Genomic DNA, 1,745 nt, shown 5'->3' on the forward strand with positions numbered 1-1,745 from the left:
GCTTAGAAGTGTGAGCCCATTTTTTGCTCGTCCAGTTGTTAAAACAGAAAAAGTAAGAGAGCTTAAGGTACAAAATCAAGAAAAGCCTCTTTTAGATAAAAATGAAGTTCTAATTAAGGTCGACTATTGTGGGGTGTGTGGAAGCGACCTACATGCCTATAGCCACTCTAAAGGATATGAGTTTGTTGAAAAACCTATTATTCTTGGCCATGAGATATCAGGTGAAGTTGTTGAAAGTTATGATAAGTCAACCAGTCATTTAATAGGAAAAAAAGTAATTGTTGAATCCATGAATTATTGTGGGGAATGTGAAAACTGCAAAAATGGTCGCCATTCAATATGCGAACACAATAAAGTCATAGGGTTACATTATGACGGAGGAATGGCCCAATTTGTCAAAACAAAATCGATATATGTAAAAGAAATTCCTGAAGATTTGTCCGTTAGAACTGCAGCTTTAAGTGAACCTCTTTCAATTGCCGTTCACGCTGTTAATAGAGCTGGAGAGATTAATAATAAACATATTGTGCATGTGCAAGGACCCGGTATTATTGGTTTTTTCGTTGGACTAGTATGTGTGCAAAAAGGTGCGAAAGTAATATTATCTGGGCTCGAAAAGGATTATGAAAATCGATTATCAAGATGCTCTGAATTCGGTATGATTCCCCTTATTGCTGACAAAGAAAGTTTAACTGAAAAAGTTGATGTTTTATTTGAATGTTCAGGATCAAATGCTGCCGTTAAAACTGGTTTCAAAAGCTTAAAAAAAGGCGGAAGATCAATATTTGTAGCATTATATGAGCAAGAAATCAACTTGTTTTTAACACAATTTGTTAGAAATGAATGGCCTCTTATTACAAGTTATGGATGTGGACCTGAGGACTACCTTGATGCTTTTAAAATATTAAAAAAATATGAAGAGCCACTAAATCGTATTATCGCTCTATACCCAGCTTCACAAGCAAATCAAGCTTTTAAAGATAGTTTAAACCAAGATGTTCTTAAGGCAGTACTTTCTTTACAAAGATAATTTGAATTCTCAGTTCTAGTACAAATACTTAAAGAAGTGAAAGGTCCCTACTCGAATTAAGACTTAAAAAGCACTTTCAATTTAAAAAGGAGTTTTGCTCTTATTAAGCAAAGCCCCTTTTTTTACGAGTTTCTTCTATTATATATTGCTTTTATCAAGATACAGATTTAAGTTTCTCTGTTAAACGTAAAAAAGCTTCTTTATCTCGATTTTGTAATGACTGATCAATTTTCTCAAGAATTTGTTTCTTTTTAAAATCACGAAGAGATTTATTTAGTATCAATTGTGCTTTAGTTGAATCCGACACCTCTACTTCTGATTGTTGAATATCACCCGACACATGATTTTCCATAAACGTTTACTCCTCCTCTTTTTTATATGTATATGTGAAAGTATTCCCTTTTTTCAGCTTTTTAATACTAGATTGATAGATATAATGCAACATAGACTATCTTCCAATACACATATACATAATACCTTTTCATTTATAACCTTTATCATAGATATAAACTCCAATAAGAATGTGTAAAACTATTCATTTAAAATTCCATGCTTTTAAAGTAATAACTATACATAGTAAAAAAACATTTGAATTTATTTATTAAAGTAAATGTAAAAACTCCTTTATAAAAATAATAATTTTATCATTTACACTACATGACGACAAATATGATCTTTTTCTACAACATATGTAATACTTAACTCTATTTTTAAT

2 protein-coding genes are annotated in these 1,745 nt (G+C 31.1%); one reads left to right on the forward strand and one right to left on the reverse strand.

All coding sequences use genetic code 11. The features are described 5' to 3' along the window. A partial coding sequence (locus AC1DRF_RS26195; RefSeq protein ID WP_477742102.1) for a zinc-dependent alcohol dehydrogenase occupies window positions 1-1,030 on the forward strand: 1,030 nt, incomplete at its 5' end. Window positions 1,031-1,184: 154 nt separating this feature from the next. Here the strand turns inward: AC1DRF_RS26195 and AC1DRF_RS26200 are convergent. Further along, window positions 1,185-1,382, reverse strand: coding sequence for an IDEAL domain-containing protein (locus AC1DRF_RS26200; protein WP_279621068.1), 198 nt, complete (start codon window positions 1,380-1,382; stop codon window positions 1,185-1,187). Window positions 1,383-1,745 lie beyond the last annotated feature (363 nt).

Source organism: Priestia sp. P5_B4, assembly GCF_056400385.1.

Bases quoted from the DNA above. Each gene is read 5' to 3' on its own strand.
- AC1DRF_RS26200 (WP_279621068.1), bottom strand. From the start codon at position 1,382: ATGGAAAATCATGTGTCGGGTGATATTCAACAATCAGAAGTAGAGGTG.